Here is a 15833-nt window from a genome sequence, read left to right on the forward strand (position 1 = left end):
CCTCAGCGCGTGGTGTACCCACCGTTGGCGAAGATCGTCTGCCCGGTGATCCACCAACCGTCGGTGACCAGGAATTTCACCAGCGGGGCGATGTCCTGGATCTCGGTCAGGCCGCTCTTGGTGCGGTTGCTCAGCGCCGCGGCGGTGGCGTGGTAGGCGGCCGATTCCTTGGACTCGGCCGGATAGAAGAACGGCGTATCCATCGGCCCCGGGCCGACCGCGTTGACCGAAATGCCGCGCTCGCCGAACTCCTTCGACGCGGCGCGGGTGAAGTGCTCGATCGGCGCCTTGCTGCCCGGATACACCGCGTAGAACGGCGTGTACGCGGCCAGCAGCGAGCTGACGATGGTGCAGATGTTGCCGTCGTCGGCGAGCTTCTTGCCGGCTTCCTGGATGAAGAAGAACGCGGCCTTGGAATTGACCGCGAACATGGTGTCGTACTCGGCCTCGGTCACTTCCACCAGCGGCTTCTTGATCACCATGCCGGTGGTGTTGATGGCGATGTCGAGCTTGCCGAACTTCGCCTTGGCCGCGTCGAACAGCTTGGCCACTTCGGCCGGACGGGTCAGATCGCCCTGGTGGGCGAAGGCGTCGGCGCCGGCGGCCTTGACCGCGGCCACGGTCTCTTCGGCCGCGGCGCGGGTGGCGTCGGAGTTGTAGTGCACGGCGATGCCGGCGGCGCCGGCCTGGGCGAGCTCGCGCGAGATCAGGCCGCCGAGGTTCTTGGCGCCTCCGCCGATGACGACGTGCTTGCCGGTGAGGGAACGGTCGGGCATGGAAATCTCCTTGGGGGTGAGGGACGGACGGGCAATCAGTGGCCGACGATGCGCATCTCGCGGATGCGCGCGCCGTCCACGGTGAACACGAAGCGGCTGTCGCCGCTGTAGAAATCGCTGGTCCAGCCGGCGTCGACGACGATGCGCCCGCCGTCGCGGCCGACCCGGGTCGGAGTCAGTCGGCCGCGCGCGCCGACGAATTCGCGCGCGCTCCACTGCGCGATCGCCGCGGCGCCGACATAGCGCGTGCCCCAGTCGTCGACCACGCCGTCGCGGCCGAAGAAGGCCAGCGCGGCGGCGGCGTCGCCGCGATTGACCGCGGCGACGAACTCGGCGAGGGGCGAGGGCAGGGCGGGGGCGGACATGGCGGCGGGTTCCTGGGCGAAGGCGCTGGCCGGGACGACGGCCAGGGCGGCTGCGAGCGCCAGCGCCGCGGCGAAGACGCGGGCGCCGGGCGCGACGGGTGGACGAGGGCGGGCGGGGCCAACGAAGCCGAGCATCGGAAACACACCGCCTTGACGCATTTGTGAGCTGAGTCATGTTTACATCGGCCAAGGTCCGCTGCGCTTTCAACATGTCCGACGCACTGTCAATTTCTCCGCGTGCCGGCGAAGCCGAGCGCACCGGCCTGGACGGCGCCGCGGCGCTGGGCGAAGCGGCCGCGCGCGGCTGGGCGCGGCAGCGCCGGGTCGAGCGCCGGCACGAGCTCGAACTCGGCCCCGGCCTGCAGTTCGCGTTCGCGACCGAGAACATCGCCGAGCCCACCCAGTGGAGCCTGGAGCACGCGCGCCACACCCTGATCGTCCATCTCGACGGCCCGATGCGCCGGCTCGAGACCCGCATCGACGGCGCCGGCCGCCTGCGCGCGGCGCCGGCCGCGGGCGACTGGTGGCTGATCCCGGCCGGCCGTCGCTATCTCGGCCGCGCGCTCGGCGGCGAGATCGCCTACGCCGAGCTCAACATCGACCCGGCCGGCTTCGCCGCGCTCGCGCCCGGCCTGGGCGATGGTGCGGGGCTGGCCGCGCGGATGAAGCACCGCGATCCGTTCGTGCACGGCATCGCCGCGCGCCTGGCCCAGCTCAGCGAAGCCGGCGACGACCTCGCCGCGATGCTGCGCGAATCGCTGGGCCAGGCGCTGTGCCTGCACCTGTTGCGCGAACACGGCGCCGGCACGGCCGCGCGCGCCGCGCCGGCGCCGGTGCGCCTGGCCGAGCCGGCGCGGCGGCGGATCGAGGACCACATCCAGGCCCATCTAGACCGGCGCATCACCCTGGACGAACTGGCCGGACTCGGCGGCCTGAGCACCCACCAGTTGCTGATCGCGTTCCGCCACGCCTTCGGCCTGACCCCGATCCAGTACGTGCTGGCGCAGCGCCTGCGCCGGGTGTGCCTGCGCCTGCGCGGCAGCGCCGACGACATCGCCACCATCGCGGTGGAGAACGGGTTTTCCAGCCACAGCCATCTGTCGGCGGTGTTCAGGAAGCGCTATGGGCTCACGCCGAACGAGTTTCGCCGGCAGGGGTGAGGGCGCGGGGCGGATCGCCGCGAGCGGAGCGGAGGGCGTCGGGACTGAAGTCCCTCCCACAAGAACCGAGGGCCCGGTGAGCACTGCCATCCTCAAGTCCGTCATCCCCGCGAAGGCGTGGATCCAGGGCCTCATCGCGGCAGGACTCTGAACTCTCTGGATCCCCGCCTTCGCGGGGATGCCGGTGTATGGGGTCCGGAGCGCTCGGCTTTTGTGGGAGGGACTTCAGTCCCGACGCCTTCCGATCCGCTCGCGCCGATCCCTCCCAGCGCGCAATCCCGCCGCCCGCGAACGCCCAGCATCGCCGCCACCGCACCGCCCCGGACGCACCCGCCGCCCGCCCTGCCATCGGTCATCCCCCCCAATCGGCCATGGGCCGGTCCCGGCCCGCCGCTAGCATCGTGCTCAGCCGGCCGCGGCTCCGCGTCCGGCCCGCGCCCTGTTCCTCCCCGCCCGCCGGCCCGTCCGCCGCCCGCCCGAGACCCCATCCGATGCTGACCATCCGCGACCTCACCAAGACCTACGCCAACGGGGTGCGCGCCCTGGACGGCATCTGCCTGGACATCCCGCGCGGGATGTTCGGCCTGCTCGGTCCCAACGGCGCCGGCAAGTCCTCGCTGATGCGCACCCTGGCGACGCTGCAGGAGGCCGACGGCGGCAGCGCGGTGCTGGAGACCGACGGTCGCCGCATCGACGTGCTGCGCGAGAAGGACGCGGTGCGGCGGCTGCTGGGCTACCTGCCGCAGGACTTCGGCGTCTATCCCAAGGTCAGCGCGCTGGACCTGCTCGATCATTTCGCCGTGCTCAAGGGGCTGGGCGAACGCAAGCAGCGGCGCGAGGTGGTCGAGGGCCTGCTGCACCAGGTCAACCTGTGGAACGTGCGCAAGCAGAAACTCGGCGGCTTTTCCGGCGGCATGCGCCAGCGCTTCGGCATCGCCCAGGCGCTGCTCGGCGATCCGCGCCTGGTGATCGTCGACGAGCCCACCGCCGGCCTCGATCCGGAAGAGCGCAACCGTTTCCTCAACCTGCTGGCCGAGATCGGCGAGAACGTCGCGGTGATCCTGTCCACCCACATCGTCGAGGACGTCACCGACCTGTGCCCGACCATGGCCATCGTCGACAAGGGCAAGGTTCTGCTGAGCGGCGAACCGAACGCGGCGATCGCCGCGCTGACCGGACAGGTGTGGCGGCGGCAGGTGCCCAAGTCCGAACTCGACAGCTACGAGACCCGCTTCACCGTGCTGTCCACCCGCCTGGTCGGCGGCCAGCCGGTGATCCACGTGTTCAGCGCCGACGCGCCGGAGGAGGGCTTCGAGCCGGTCGCGCCGGACCTGGAGGACGTGTACTTCCAGCGCCTGCGCAAGCATTCGCGCGTCGCGGCTTGAGGCGCGAGCGATGACCTACGAATTCTTCCGCTTCGAGTTGCGCCAGCAACTGCGCTCGCCGCTGCTGTGGGTGCTGGCGATCATGTTCGGGCTGATGACCTTCGCCGCGGCCAGCAGCGACGCGGTGCAGATCGGCGGCGGCGTCGGCAACGTCAACCGCAACGCGCCGACCACCATCGCGATGTTCTACGGCTTCATGAGTCTGCTGAGCCTGTTCGCGATCGCCGCCTTCGTCTCCAACGCGCTGCTGCGCGATTTCGAGATGGGCACGGCCGACCTGTTCTTCTCCAGCCCGATGCGCAAGCGCGACTTCCTCGTCGGCCGTTTCGCCGGGGCGATGGCCGCGTGTCTGCTGGTCTATGCGATGGTCACGCTGGGGCTGATGATCGCGCCGGCGATGCCGTGGATCGACCCCGAGCGGCTCGGCGCGTTCTCGCTGTACCCCTACGTCTGGAGCATGGGCGTGCTGGTGCTGCCGAACCTGGTGTTCATCGGCGCGCTGCTGGCGCTGCTGGCGGTGACCGGACGCAACCTGCTGGTGGTGTACCTGGGCGTGATCGGCTTCTTCGTGCTGCGCTCGCTGGCCGGCGCGCTGGTGCGCGACCTCGACAACGAACTGGTCTCGGCGATGATCGACCCGTTCGGCCTGACCGCGTTCGCGCGCACCACGCGCTACTGGACCGCGCCCGAACTCAACAGCCGCCTGCCGGACTTGGCCGGCTACCTGCTGCTCAATCGCGCGCTGTGGCTGAGCGTGGGCGCGGCGATGATCGCCGCCGCCTTCGCCTTGTTCAAACCGCAGCGCACCGGCACCGGCCGCGGCTGGCTGCGGCGCAAGGCCAAGCCCGCGACGGCGCCGGCGCCGCGCGCGGCGTCCGCGCGGGTCGCGCCGGTGCGGCCCGCGTTCGACGCGGCGACCGTGCGCGCGCAGTTCTGGGCCAGCGTGCGGCTCGACGCGGTCGGCGTGTTCAAGAGCGTGCCGTTCCTGATCATGCTGGCCTTCGCCGCGTTCAACTTCATCATGGGCGCCAGCAGCATGCAGCGCCTGTTCGGGACCCAGGTCTATCCGACCACCGCGCTGATGCTGCAGGCCTTGCAGGGCAGCTACAGCTACATGCTGGTGCTGATCGCGATGTTCTACGCCGGCGACCTGGTGTTCAAGGAACGCAGCGCCCGGCTCGGCGAGGTGACCGACGCGATGCCGGTGCCGAACTGGGTGCCGATGCTGAGCAAGTTCGTCGCCCTGATCGCGGTGGTGCTGGCGTTCCAGGCCATCGGCGGCGTCGCCGCGATGGGCGTGCAATTGTTCAAGGGCTACACTGCGCTGGAACCGTTGCTGTACCTCAAGGGTCTGTTGCTGGCGTCGATCCCGTACGTGCTGATGGGCGGGCTGGCGCTGGTGCTGCAGGTGCTGTGCAACAACCGCTTCATCGGCTACGGCCTGACCATCGCAGTGGTGGTGGCGCAGGCGACGCTGGGGATGCTGCACTTCGAGCACAACCTCTACAACTACGCCAACGCGCCCGACGCGCCGTATTCGGACATGAACGGCTACGGCCATTTCCTCGCCGGGCGGTTGTGGTTCCAGGGCTATTGGGGCCTGTTCCTGTGCGCGTTGCTGCTGGTGGCCGCGGCGTTCTGGGTGCGCGGCATTCCCGGCCACTGGCGCGAGCGGTTGCGGCTGGCGCGCGAGCGCCTGCGCGGCGGGCCGCGGCTGGCCCTCGCCGCCGCGCTGCTGGCGTGGGCGGCGACCGGCGCGTGGATCTTCTGGAACACCAACGTGCTCAACCGCTATTTGCCGTCGGACCTGGCGATGGACGAGCGCGCGCGCTACGAGAAGGACTACCGCAAGTACAAGGACCTGCCGCAGCCGCGGATCGTCGCGGTCGACAACGCCGTCGACCTGCGCCCGGAAACCCTCGGCGTCAGCGCCAGCGGCCGCTACACCATCGTCAACCCGCACGCCGCGCCGATCGCCGAGTTCCATCTCCAGGTCGATCCGGAGTCGAAGATCGAGGCGCTGGACTTCGGCGGCGCGAAGTTGCTGCGCGACGACGAGCGCCTGGGTTACCGCATCTATCGCCTCGACCGGCCGATGCAGCCGGGCGAGCGGCGCGAGCTGACCTTCGTGCAGTCGCGGCACGTGCGCGGCTTCAGCAACGAGCCGGGCCAGCACGCCATCGTCGGCAACGGCAGCTTCTTCAACTCCGGCGCGTTCCCGCATTTCGGCTACGACCCGGGCCGCCAGCTGCAGGACCGCAACGAACGCCGCAAGCGCGGCCTCGGCGACGTGCCGCGCATGGCCAAGCTCGAAGACCAGGCCGCGCGCGCCCACCACTACATCGCCAGCGACGCCGACTGGATCGACTTCAAGACTTCGATCTGCACCGCGCCGGACCAGATCGCGCTGTCGCCGGGCTATCTGGTGCGCGAATACGAAAAAGACGGGCGCAAGTGCTTCGACTACGCGATGGACCGGCCGATGCTGCCGTTCTACTCGTACCTGTCGGCGCGCTGGAAGGTCAAGCGCGCTACCTATCCGGGCGGGATCGCGATCGAGATCTACTACGATCCCAAGCACGAGTTCAACGTCGATCGGATGATCGCCGGCACCCAGCGTTCGCTGGAGTACTTCCAGACCCACTTCACCCCGTACCAGCACCGCCAGGTGCGGATCATCGAGTTCCCCGGCTACGAGACCTTCGCCCAGAGCTTCGCCAACACCATTCCGTTCTCCGAATCGATCGGTTTCGTCGCCGACCTGCGCGATCCGGCGGCGATCGACTACGTGTTCTACGTGACCGCGCACGAAGTCGCGCACCAGTGGTGGGCGCACCAGGTGATCGGCGCCGACCAGCAGGGCTCGACCGTGCTGTCGGAATCGCTGTCGCAGTACTCGGCGCTGATGGTGATGGAGAAGGAATACGGCCGCGCCAAGATGCGCCGCTTCCTCAAGTACGAACTGGACCGCTACCTGTCCGACCGCGCCGGCGAGCGGGTCGAGGAGCTGCCGCTGTACCGGGTCGAGAACCAGCCCTACATCCATTACCGCAAGGGCTCGCTGGTGTTCTACCGGCTGCGCGAGGAGCTCGGCGAGGACGCGGTCAACCGCGCGCTCAAGCGCTTCCTGCTCGACAAGGGCTACCAGCAGCCGCCGTACACCAATTCGGCCGAATTGCTGACGTACCTGCGCAGCGAGGCCCGGCCCGACCAGCAGGCGCTGATCACCGACTTGTTCGAGAAGATCGGCTTCTACGACAACCGGGTGCTGGCGGCCTCGTCGAAGCAGCGGGCCGACGGCAAGTACGAGGTGACGATGAAGCTGCAGGCGGGCAAGCGCTATGCCGACGGCAAGGGCCGCGAGACGCCCGGACGCATGGACGACTGGATCGAGGTCGGGGTGTTCGCGCGCGGCGCCTCGGGCAAGGAGGAGGACGAGAAGGTCCTGTACCTGCAGCGCCGCCGCGTCACCGAGGGCGAATTCACCGTGACCGCGGTGGTCGACCAGGCGCCGTACGAGGTCGGCTTCGATCCGTACAACAAGCTGATCGACCGGGTGCCGACCGACAATCGCAAGAAGCTGTGAGGGAGCCGGGACCAGGGACCAGGGACCAGGGCTTTGAGCCCTTCGGTCCCGGGTCCCCGGTCCCCGGTCCCGGCTCGACCGCAATGAGCGCCGGCTGAGCCCGCCTCCCGGCGTGGCTGGCGTAAGCGACTGTTTTAGCGTAGAGTCCGCCCCGTTCAGCGCACGGCTGCCTCCCCGCAAGGGTACGTTTCCCAGGTTGCCCGTCGCCCCGCACATGCCGGTACGGCCGCGGCGCGACTTCTTATCCCGCACGTCTTTCGTCGCGCAGACACGGCCCGGAGCTTCCGGCGTCGTCAAACATAGAGACTCGCAGCGCGGTTCAAGGGAACGCTGGAGTCATCACGCGACCAATGAAGGTCCGGCGCGCCGATGGCGCGGCCGGCACGTCGGCGCGAACATCCGGAGTACCAAAGCAATGACGTTCGAATCCCTGGGCCTGGCGCCCGCGCTGCTGCGCGCGCTGTCCGAGCAGAACTACGCCACCCCCACCCCGATCCAGGCCGAAGCGATCCCGCTGGCGATGGCCGGCCACGACCTGCTCGGCGGCGCCCAGACCGGCACCGGCAAGACCGCCGCGTTCGGCCTGCCGCTGCTGCACCGCCTGGCCACCGCCGCGCCGCAGGGCGGCCCGCGCAAGCCGCGCGCGCTGATCCTGGCGCCGACCCGCGAGCTGGCGCTGCAGGTCAGCGACAGCCTGCGCGGCTACGCCAAGTACCTGCGCCTGAACGTTCACGCCATCTACGGCGGCGCCGGCATGGGCCCGCAGCTCGACGCGCTGCGCCGCGGCGTCGACGTGCTGGTGGCCACCCCGGGCCGCCTGATCGACCACCTCGAGCGCGGCAGCGCCAAGCTCGACGCGGTCGAACTGCTGGTCATGGACGAAGCCGACCGCATGCTCGACATGGGCTTCCTGCCGGCGATCAAGCGCATCCTCGGCCGCCTGCCGGCCAGCCGCCAGACCCTGCTGTTCTCGGCCACGTTCGAGGCCCAGATCAAGCAGCTGGCGCTGGAGTTCATGCGCACCCCGCAGCAGGTGCAGATCGCCGCCAAGAACGTCGTGGCCGACGCGATCAGCCACCGCGTGCATCCGGTCGACGGCGGCCGCAAGCGCGACCTGCTGATCCAGATCCTGGCCGCGCGCCCGAACGATCAGGTGATCGTGTTCGGCCGCACCAAGCACGGCTGCAACCGCCTGGCCGAACAGCTCGAAGACGCCGGCCTGAAGGCCGTCGCGATCCACGGCAACAAGAGCCAGGCCCAGCGCCAGAAAGCCCTGCGCGACTTCAAGGCGAACAAGGCCCGCGTGCTGGTCGCCACCGACGTCGCCGCGCGCGGCCTGGACATCCCGAGCCTGCCGCTGGTGATCAACTTCGACCTGCCGATGGTGGCCGAGGACTACGTCCACCGCATCGGCCGCACCGGCCGCAACGGCGCCACCGGCGAAGCCCTGTCGCTGGTCTCGCCGGACGAAGCCGGCCTGCTGCGGCAGATCCAGCGCATCCTCAAGGACGACATCGAGATGGTCAGCGTCGCCGGCTTCGAACCCTCGCGCCCGCTGCGCATGGGCTCCGACGCCCCCGGCGCGCGCCGTCCGGGCCCGGGCGGCAACAACCGCGGCAACAATGCCCCGCGCAAGCCCGCCCACCGTCCGCACGGCAAGCCGGCGCCGCGTCATGCGCACGCCGGCCCGAAGCAGCACCGCGGCGGCAACGGCGGCGGCCAGCAGCAGGGGCAGCGCCGGGATCGCAGCGCGGGGTGACCGGCTGCGCTTGGTTGCAGATGAAAGAGGCCGGCATTGCCGGCCTTTTTCTTTGAGGGTGTGCGGTGTCAAGCAGCGTGGATGCTATCGGTGTGCAGGCGCGGCACCTGCTGTTTATTTCTGTGTCGCGATTCGGCCGGTCTCATCCGTTGCGGCTGCGCTCTGCTATAAACAGCCACAGGTTTGTGGATCCGACTCATACCGGCTGTCGCGACAGGGGACTGCGACGCCGCTTCTCTCCGGCCGCGTGCGGTCGAAAGAGATGAAAGCGGCTGGCTGAACTGTTACTCGCCGATGGAGCGGCCGCGAAACCGGCGCTTGCGCGCCGTGCAGCGCGCACAAGGATCGAGCAGGGGAAAGCAGTGAAGTACAGCAATGAAGCCGGGATCCGGCTCGGCGACGGCGGCACTCGCCTCGGCCGTGCCGCGGGTATCGCGTTGGTCGCGTCGATGGCGCTGTTCAGCCACACGGCGGCCGCCTTGGAGACGGGACAGTTCGTCTGGGACGAACTGGGCAAACGGCTCCAGGCCAGCCAGAAGGTCGAGCCGCTCGGCCCGAACCTCGCCGGCGACGAAGTCCGCCTCTCCAACGGCGCGCTGTCGTTCTCGGTGACGGACGTGAGCCTACCGGGCAACGACAAACTGCCGGTGGCGCTGACCCGCAGCTTCGTCGTGCGCGACCGCAAGGACGTGCGCAACGACGGCATGCTCGCCGATTGGCAGATCGAGGCGCCCAACATCAACGGGGTGTTCGCCCCCGACTGGGTCGGTTCTTCGGCCGCGAATGCGCTCAAGCGCTGCTCGGTGGGTGGATTGCCGCCCGCACCCAGCAAGTATCGAACGCGCGATTTCTGGCAGGGCATCCAGCTCGATGTGCCCGGTGGCGGCGAACTTCTGCTTGCCGCCACCGGCAACACGGTGCCGGGCAATGCGACAGGGTATCGCTGGGTGGCGGGAAATCAGGTCTATCTCTCGTGCCTTGGGAGCATCAAGAACGGCAGCGGCGAGGGATTTCTGGCCATCGCTCCGGACGGCACTCGCTACTGGCTGGACTGGATGGCGCAGAACAGCGAGGGCATGACCAAGAAGATGATCGGCTACAGCGTCGAAGGGCCGATCTGGGGCCGGCTCGACCAACGCAGGAACGCGCTCTACGCCACACGCGTGGAAGACCGCTTCGGCAACTATGTCGATTACACCTACGCCAATGCATGGAATGAGCCGGTCAGGCTTACCTCGATCCAGGCCAGCGATGGGCGGCGCCTGAGCCTGAGCTACACCGGCGATGTGGTTTCCAGCGTCAGCGACGGTATCCGTACCTGGACCTATGCAACCAGCGCGGGATCGCGGAAGGTCCTCAATTCCGTGGTCCTGCCGGATTCGAGTCGCTGGCAGATCGAATTCGGCGCCTTCGCTACTGCGGAAATCCACTATCCGGAAGCGCTGTACGAAAGCCCGCCGATGAACGAGCAGGGCTTTCCGGTCGGGCAGGTGGTCATGCCGATCGACATCTTCCGCGACTGCACCGAGCAGCACTCCGGCCCGTACATCAACAGCTTGACCCAACCGCAGACGGAGCTGGTCGGTAGCGTCAAGCACCCCTCCGGAGCGACGGTCTCGTTCACTGTCGATGTGCAGCGGCATGGACGCAGCAGCGTGCCGTTGAACTGCGACGGCATCACCACGGTCGGCGGCAATCCGCCCTATTGGGGCTACGGCAACGATCCGACAGACGACACGCCGATCTACCCGATCGCCGCCTTCAGCTTTACGTTGAAGCGGAAAGTCATATCCGGGCCAGGGTTGGAGACAGCCGCCTGGAACTACGCCTATCAGCCGAATATCGGATTCGTGCCTTATCCGGGTACGACCGCTTCTTATCCAGTCTGCCCTTACGATACTTCCACCCAATGCGCATTGCCGCCGTGCACCTCGGAAAGCTGCGCTGGCGCAAGCGTGACCACGGTGACCGGACCCAACGGCGAGTGGCGGCGCTACAGCTATGGCAATACCTATCGCTACAACGAGGGCAAGCTGATCAAGGAGGAAGTGGGCAGCGACGCTGCGCATGTGCTTCAGACCACTACCCAACGTTACGATCTGAGCCTGGTCGACCAGGCCTATCCAGCGAAGTACGGCAGGAGCCTGCGCTTTGACGAGGATGGTTTCCAGGGCGAGTATCACCGGCCGCTGCTCGAGACCACGGTCGGCCTGCAGGGGGCTGCTTTTTCCAGGCGGGTGGATTCGCTGGATTATTTCGCGCGCCCTTTGAGCGTCACCAAATACAGTTCGCTGGGATACAGCCGCACCGAGACGATCGCTTACTACGACGACCTCGGCCTCTGGACGCTCGGCCAGTTGCGTTCGCTCACTTGCGCCGCGCCGGCAACCTGTGCCGGACAAGTCATGCTGCAGAAAGAGTTCGACCCGGCGAAGGCTGTGCCGGTGCGCTTCTATTCGTTCGGCGCGCTGCTGCAGACGCTGACGTACAACGCCGACGGGACCATTGCTAGCGTGTCCGACGGGCGCGACTCGGCCGTCTTGGACACGACCGCCGTGCTGTCGGGCTGGAAGCGCGGCTATCCGCAAACCATCCAGTACCCAGACAGCACCAGCAAGACGGCGAGCGTCGACAGCCGCGGTTGGCTGACCTCGACCACGGACCAGAACGGCTACAGCACCGGCTACGGCTACGACGCGATGGGCCGGGTCTCCAGCATCGCTTATCCGAGCGGAGACACCGTGGCGTGGTCGCCCAAGGGCGCCGAATTCCGCGCCTTGACCGACGCCGACGCCAAGCCGCCGGGCGTTGTCAGCGGTCAGTGGCGTGAGTCGATCGTGCAAGGCAACTACGCCAAGCAGACGTACTTCGATGCGATGTGGCGACCGGTGTTGACCCACGAGTACGACAGCAGCGACCGGACAGCGACCTTGCGTGCGGTCAGCACGGCCTACGATGCCCAAGGACGCGCGGTGTTCCAGTCCTATCCGAGCGCAGACGCGATCCCGGCGGCGAGCGGCACCTGGACCAGCTACGACGTGCTCGGGCGCACCACCCGCACCCGCCAGGATTCTGAACTGGGTCCGCTCGATACCGTCCGCGAATATCTGCCCGGCTTCCAGACCAAGCTGACCGATCCCAAGGGCAACGCCACGCTGACCCGCTACATGGCCTTCGACGAGCCTGTCTTCGACTGGCCGGTGAGTATCGACCAGCCTGAAGGCGTGCATACTGAAATCGACCGGGATGTGTACGCAAAGCCCTTGAAAATCGTGCGTTCGGGAGCCGGCCAATGAGCACCCTTTGCGCGGCTCATCTGAGTCCAGGAGCGCGATCGATCGCGCAAGCCGGTGGTCGCAACTCATGGCTGCGCCTGATCGTAGCCTTTGGACTGTCGTTGTTTTTGCTGATGTCGGCGGTAGAGGCTCAAGCCGCGGCTCGCTTCCAGTGGTTGACGCCGGACGGGGTGAGCTACGCCGCCCCCGCTTCTTTCCGCCTGCGGATCAATCTGATCGAGGGGACTGCCAACGGCGTCACCGAGCAGATCGATCCAAGCTCCATCTACATGACGCGCAACGGCCAGTACATCGCGCTGCAGCCGGAGGTATCGCAAGATTATTACGAGTCCAACCTGCCGCCAGGTACCTACGACTATGTGCTCCACGGTTTCGTGGTCATAGCGGGAGGGGGCGAAGCTTCCAAGTCGGCGAGCACCTCGCAATTGGGTGCGATCCAGTCCACGACGTTGCGCATCACTGTCGCTGCGCCGGCCGGATCGTTGAGCGCATCGCCTAACCCCTGCGTCATTCCCTGGGGGCAATCCGTCTGCGCAGCCAACGTGCAGTGGAGCAGCGACGCCGCCGACGCGAAGCTATGGATAAGCGGTTTGTCCGGCGACAACCCGACATTGTTCGCGCAGGGCGCAAGCGGCTCCCAAGTGGCTTCGATTACCGCGGACGGTTCCCGTTTGCAGCTCAAGAGCGGTAGCTTGGTGCTTGCCAGCCTGAACGTACACGGCATTCCTACCGTCAATACGCCGCCGGCCGTGCAAGTGACCTCGCCGGCACAAGGGCAGGTGTTCCTGGTCGGCGATCTCGCCTTGTTGCAGGCGAGCGCCAGCGACAGCGACGACGCGGTGCAGCGGGTCGAGTTCCTGATCAGCGGGATCAAGGTCTGGAACATGGATGCGCCGCCTTACCAGGTCCACTGGACGGCCTCGGCGGGAACGCACAGCGTGGTCGCGCGCGCTTTCGACACCCGCGGCGCGTACACCGATTCCGCGCCGGTGCAGATCGTCGTCAACCGGCCGCCGACGGTGGCGTTGACCTCGCCGTTGCCCGGCGCGTTCCGCACGGCGCCGGGCAGTTTCGCGGTGGCCGCCGACGCGGCCGACAGCGATGGCTCGGTGAGCAAGGTCGAGTTCTTCGTCAACGGCGCCAGGTTCGCCACGGCGACCAGCGCGCCGTACTCGGCGATGTTGGATCAGCTGTCTGCGGGCAGCTACGCGCTGAGCGCGAAGGTCACCGACAATCACGGGGCGAGTGCGACCTCCGCTTCCGTTTCCGTCGTGGTCGGCGCCGGGGGCGCGGGTGGCGTCGCCCGCAGTTACGTGTACGACGCTCAGCAGCGGCTGTGCAAGACCATCGAGCCGGAAACCGGCGCGACCGTGGTCGATTACGATGCCGCGGGCAATGTCGCGTGGACGGCGGCGGGCTTGAACCTCCCCGACCCGGTAGCCTGCAATCGCGCCGAGGCAGCGGCGTCCGGGCGTGCGGTCGTTCGCAGTTACGACGCGCTCGGCCGTCTGAAGACGATGGCCTTCCCGTATGGGCGCGGCAATCAGACCTGGAACTACCATCCCGACGGTCTCGCCCGCGAGATCGCGACCGACAACGACGGCAACGGGCAGGGCATCGTCGTCAATCGCTACCAGTACAACAAGCGCCGCCTGCTGAGCTCGGAATCGGTCACGCTGCGCGACGGCGCGGTGTGGAACAGCGCCAACGGTTACGACGCCAACGGCAACCGCATCAGCTACGTCGCTCCCGACGGCTTGCAGGTCAACTACGCGGTCAACGCTTTGGGCCAGCAGACCGGCGTGAGTTCGACCGGCAGGACCTACGCCAGCAACGTCGGCTATTACCCCAACGGCGCGATCCGGCAGTTCACCTACGGCAACGGCATCGTCCACACCTTGCAGCAGAACGCCCGGCAGCTGCCGTCGCGCAGCACCGACGCAGGCACGATCGACCTGGAAACGGGCTACGACCACAACGGCAATGTCGCCCAGGTGCTCGATCGCCAGCGCGAGAGTCAGGGCCAGTACCAGTACAACCGCTGGATGAGCTACGACGGCCTCGACCGTCTCACCGCGGCCGGCTCATGCATCTTCGGCGGCGACTGCTGGCATCGTTTCACTTACGACGCGGTCGACAACCTGCGCAGCTGGTCGCTGGCCGGCGTCAAGAACCACCACTACGTCTACGACGCCAAGAACCACCTGACCAACATCCGCGACGGCAGCGCCGGCCCGAGCGTGATCGGCCTGGGTTACGACGACCAAGGCAATCTGGCCAACAAGAACGGCCAGGAGTTCCGCTTCGATTACGGCAACCGCCTGCGCCGAGTGGTGGGCAAGGAAGCCTATGCCTACGACGCCCACGGACGCCGCTTGAGCCAGTTCGACCGACCGGATACGACATTCGTAAATTCGTTCTACAACCTGGACGGGCAACTGCTGTTCCGCTACGAGGGGCACACCAACGAGGCCACGAACGACAACTATCCCGAGATCAACCGGCCGCATGTCTACTTGGGTGGCAGCCTGCTGGCGACGGTCGACTGGAATCGGGCGACGCAGACGGCTCAAACCAAGTACTACCACACCGATGCGCTAGGCAGCCCGGTGGCGGTGACGAACGAGGCGGGGCAGGTGGTGGAGCGGACCGATTGGGAGCCGTATGGGGCGGCGATCGGGAAGCCGGCGTATGACGGGGTGGGGTATACCGGGCATGTGATGGATGGGCGTAGTGGGCTCACCTATATGCAGCAGCGGTACTACGATTCCAGTCTTGGCGTTTTTTTGAGCACTGATCCCATCTCGGCGATTGATAGCCTGGCTAACGGTTTCAATCGGTATCGATATGGGAATGGAAATCCATATTTTTATCTGGATTCAGATGGTCGCGAGGGGGCTGCAGTAACCGCCTATTCGACGGGGCAATGTTCTTATTGCTTAGGGCACGGGCCGGACCCCAACCCAAGAGGTACATTCGCTTTGACTGTTGGAATCGGCGCGATGCTCGCTGTTGGCGTGCTCGCACCTGAAGTGGCGATGATAGCGTTGGCTCAGCCCGTCAAGGCAAATTCCGTCGCCCTGATTGCCATGGAAGTAGTGGCTGGAGATTCAGCCGCCACCGCCGGCTTTGCTGTTTCCGCAGGAGTTGGTGGAAAGGTTGTCAAAGACGTTCTAGAGGATGGGGTCGGGGCAGGGCGGCAACTGTTTGGCCCATTTCACCGGCTGGGTGATTCTGTAGAAAGCATTGGCAGCATTAGCCGCAGTGGCGAACTACGGGGAAATCCTCCGACTAATTTCTTTCAGTCAAACTTCCCAAAAGTGCAGGCGTACGATGGGCCTGTTCCAGTAGGTAGGAAGGGTTTTGAGTTCTATACGCCAAACCGGCCGGATGTTGGTCACGTTCCTGGGAAGCCTACTTGGACTCCAGCGCCGCACGGAGATGCTGCCGAGAGGAGTGGCCAAGCTGTGATCCAATGCGTGGTGACGAACGTTCAGTGTTGAAAA

At 67.0% G+C, this 15833-nt stretch carries 9 protein-coding genes; 7 read left to right on the top strand and 2 right to left on the bottom strand.

What is annotated here, in order from left to right; all coding sequences use genetic code 11:
• Positions 1-2 precede the first annotated feature (2 nt).
• Together RDV84_RS15360 and RDV84_RS15365 are read right to left on the bottom strand one after the other, a co-directional pair.
• On the bottom strand, positions 3-776 hold the full coding sequence (locus tag RDV84_RS15360; protein ID WP_309150821.1) for an SDR family oxidoreductase: 774 nt from the start codon (positions 774-776) through the stop codon (positions 3-5).
• A gap of 35 nt (positions 777-811) precedes the next feature.
• Positions 812-1141: a nuclear transport factor 2 family protein gene (locus tag RDV84_RS15365; RefSeq protein ID WP_309150822.1), complete on the bottom strand. Its 330-nt coding sequence runs from the start codon at positions 1139-1141 to the stop codon at positions 812-814.
• Positions 1142-1350: 209 nt separating this feature from the next.
• On the opposite strand from RDV84_RS15365, the gene RDV84_RS15370 reads away from it, so the two are divergent.
• The 7 genes from RDV84_RS15370 to RDV84_RS15395 all read left to right on the top strand — a co-directional run bounded on the left by RDV84_RS15370 (position 1351) and on the right by RDV84_RS15395 (position 15830).
• Entirely contained in the window at positions 1351-2301 is a 951-nt protein-coding gene (locus RDV84_RS15370; RefSeq protein ID WP_309150823.1) for an AraC family transcriptional regulator, read from the top strand.
• The gene (locus RDV84_RS26560; protein ID WP_425606255.1) at positions 2264-2452 is read left to right on the top strand and encodes a DUF6053 domain-containing protein; all 189 of its coding nucleotides are present in this window, start codon (positions 2264-2266) and stop codon (positions 2450-2452) included. Before RDV84_RS15370 ends, RDV84_RS26560 begins: the two co-directional genes overlap by 38 nt.
• Positions 2453-2792: 340 nt before the next feature.
• The gene (locus tag RDV84_RS15375) at positions 2793-3686 is read left to right on the top strand and encodes an ABC transporter ATP-binding protein (RefSeq protein WP_057948316.1); all 894 of its coding nucleotides are present in this window, start codon (positions 2793-2795) and stop codon (positions 3684-3686) included.
• A gap of 10 nt (positions 3687-3696) precedes the next feature.
• The gene (locus RDV84_RS15380; protein WP_309150824.1) at positions 3697-7272 is read left to right on the top strand and encodes an ABC transporter permease/M1 family aminopeptidase; all 3576 of its coding nucleotides are present in this window, start codon (positions 3697-3699) and stop codon (positions 7270-7272) included.
• Positions 7273-7687: 415 nt separating this feature from the next.
• Positions 7688-9031: a DEAD/DEAH box helicase gene (locus RDV84_RS15385; RefSeq protein ID WP_078998103.1), complete on the top strand. Its 1344-nt coding sequence runs from the start codon at positions 7688-7690 to the stop codon at positions 9029-9031.
• Between the two features lie 362 nt (positions 9032-9393).
• Entirely contained in the window at positions 9394-12327 is a 2934-nt protein-coding gene (locus RDV84_RS15390) for an RHS repeat protein (RefSeq protein WP_309150825.1), read from the top strand.
• Complete coding sequence (locus RDV84_RS15395) at positions 12324-15830, top strand: RHS repeat domain-containing protein (RefSeq protein ID WP_309150826.1); 3507 nt, start codon at positions 12324-12326, stop codon at positions 15828-15830. The genes RDV84_RS15390 and RDV84_RS15395 overlap by 4 nt, the downstream gene beginning before the upstream one ends.
• The last annotated feature ends 3 nt before the right edge of the window (positions 15831-15833 follow it).

The sequence above is a fragment of the Lysobacter yananisis genome, from assembly GCF_031199375.1.
Classification (GTDB): domain Bacteria; phylum Pseudomonadota; class Gammaproteobacteria; order Xanthomonadales; family Xanthomonadaceae; genus Lysobacter; species Lysobacter yananisis.

Coding starts and splice junctions, on each gene's coding strand:
- RDV84_RS15360 (WP_309150821.1), bottom strand. CDS start 776: ATGCCCGACCGTTCCCTCACCGGCAAGCACGTCGTCATCGGCGGAGGC.
- RDV84_RS15365 (WP_309150822.1), bottom strand. CDS start 1,141: ATGTCCGCCCCCGCCCTGCCCTCGCCCCTCGCCGAGTTCGTCGCCGCG.
- RDV84_RS15370 (WP_309150823.1), top strand. CDS start 1,351: ATGTCCGACGCACTGTCAATTTCTCCGCGTGCCGGCGAAGCCGAGCGC.
- RDV84_RS26560 (WP_425606255.1), top strand. CDS start 2,264: ATGGGCTCACGCCGAACGAGTTTCGCCGGCAGGGGTGAGGGCGCGGGG.
- RDV84_RS15375 (WP_057948316.1), top strand. CDS start 2,793: ATGCTGACCATCCGCGACCTCACCAAGACCTACGCCAACGGGGTGCGC.
- RDV84_RS15380 (WP_309150824.1), top strand. CDS start 3,697: ATGACCTACGAATTCTTCCGCTTCGAGTTGCGCCAGCAACTGCGCTCG.
- RDV84_RS15385 (WP_078998103.1), top strand. CDS start 7,688: ATGACGTTCGAATCCCTGGGCCTGGCGCCCGCGCTGCTGCGCGCGCTG.
- RDV84_RS15395 (WP_309150826.1), top strand. CDS start 12,324: ATGAGCACCCTTTGCGCGGCTCATCTGAGTCCAGGAGCGCGATCGATC.